This window comes from Micromonospora sp. (genome assembly GCF_048594385.1).
GTDB classification, from domain to species: domain Bacteria; phylum Actinomycetota; class Actinomycetes; order Mycobacteriales; family Micromonosporaceae; genus Micromonospora; species Micromonospora wenchangensis.
The window spans coordinates 1-1,920 of record NZ_JBMDWU010000242.1; the positions used below are offsets into that span (position 1 = coordinate 1).

A 1,920-nucleotide genomic window follows, 5' to 3' on the forward strand; every position below is an offset into this window, starting at 1 on the left:
CCAGGCCGCGCCACAGCGGCGGCACCCCGTCGGCCCGGGACCGGATCGCGGCCAGGTCCAGCCGGACCGGCAGGGCCACCGCCGGCACCGGCCCGAGGGTCGCGTCGAACAGCGCCAACGCGTCGGGCGTGGACAGCGCGCCCACCCCGGAACGGGCCATCCGGCGCAGGTCCGCCGCACCGAGGTGACCGGTCATCCCGCTGCCCGTCTCGGCCCACAGGCCCCATGCCAGCGCGGTGCCGGCGAGACCGTGCGCCCGCCGGTGCTGGGCGAGGGCGTCCAGGTAGGCGTTCGCCGCGGTGTAGCTGGCCTGGCCGGCACCACCCAGGGTGGCCGCCGCCGAGGAGAACAGCACGAACCAGCGCAGTGGCCGGTGCAGGGTGAGTTCGTGCAGGTGACGGGCGGCCTCCGCCTTGGGGCCGAGCACCGCCGCCGCCCGCTGCGGGGTCAACGTCGGCAGCAACCCGTCGTCGACCACCCCGGCCGCGTGGACCACCCCGGTCAGCGGGTGCTCGGCGGGCACCCCGTCGAGCAGGGCCGCCACCGCCGCCCGGTCGGCCAGGTCGCAGGAGGCCACCGTCACCTCCGCGCCGGCCGCCGTCAGGCGGGCGGTCAGCTCGTCCACCCCCGGGGCCGCCGGGCCGCGTCGGCTGGCCAGCAGCAGCCGCCGTACGCCGTGCCGGGTCACCAGGTGCTCGGCGAGCAGCCGGCCCAGGCCGCCGGTGCCGCCGGTGACCAGTACCGTGCCCGTCGGGTCGATGCCGGCGGGCAGCTCACCGTCGGGCACCGGCAGTGCCGCCAGCCGGGGCGCGAGCAGGCCACCGCGACGGACCGCCAGTTGCGGTTCGCCGTCGACGGCCAGCGCCGCCCGCACCCCCGCCGGGTCCGGCCCGTCGACGTCGATCAGGACCAGCCGGCCCGGGTTCTCCTCCTGCGCGGCCCGGACCAGCCCCCAGACGGTGGCGTCCACCGGCCGGGGCACGTCCTCGCCGTCGGCGGTGGCGACCGCCCGGGTCGTCACCAGCGCCAGCCGGGCACCGGCGAACCGGTCGTCGGCGAGCCACTCCTGCACCAGGGACAGCGCCCCGGTGGCCACCGCCGAGGGCGAATCCGACGGGGAACGCCAGGCCACCACGACGGTGTCCGGCGTGCCGTCCCGCGCCGCGAGCGCGGCGAGGTCGGCGTGCCGGGGCACCCCGAGGCCGAGGTCGTCGTCGCCGAGGACCACGGTCGTGCCGTCGCCGGTGCCCTGCGGCGTCTCCACCGCGGTCCAGGTGACCTGGTACAGCGACGAGCGGTGCCCGGCCCGTGCCCCGCCCAGCTGGTCGGCGGCGAGCGGTCGGACCACCAGCGAGGCCACCGAGGCGACCGGTGCGCCGGTGGTGTCGGCCAGGTCGAACGCCACCTCCTGCGGGCCGGTCGGGCGCAGCCGCACCCGCAGCGCCGTCGCGCCGGTGGCGTGCAGGGTGACCCCACGCCAGGCGAACGGCAGCCGGAGCTGGTCGTCGTCCGGCTCGTCCCCGGTCAGGTCGAGGGTGTGCAGCACCGCGTCGAACAGCGCCGGGTGCAGGCCGAACCGGCCGGCCGTGGACGTCGCCTCGTCGGGGAGCGCCACCTCGGCGTACACCTCGTCGCCGTTGCGCCAGGCTGCCCGCAGGCCCTGGAACAGCGGGCCGTAGTGGTAGCCGGCGTCGGCCAGCCGGTCGTAGCGGCCGGCCAGGTCGACCGGGGTGGACCCGACGGGCGGCCAGGCGTCGCCGGCCGGACCGGCCGGCGCGGCCGACGCCGCCGGGGCCAGCACGCCGGTGGCGTGCCGGGTCCATCCGTCGACGCCGTCCTCCGGCCGGGAGTGCACGGTGACCGGGCAGCGTCCCGTCCCGTCGGACGCCCCCACCACCACCTGCAGGTCGACGCCGCCCC

General features: G+C 78.5%; 1 protein-coding gene. It reads right to left on the reverse strand.

The window, feature by feature from the left end; translation table 11 throughout:
* A partial coding sequence (locus ACOJTC_RS12635; RefSeq protein WP_420116992.1) for an SDR family oxidoreductase occupies positions 1–1,920 on the reverse strand: 1,920 nt, incomplete at both ends.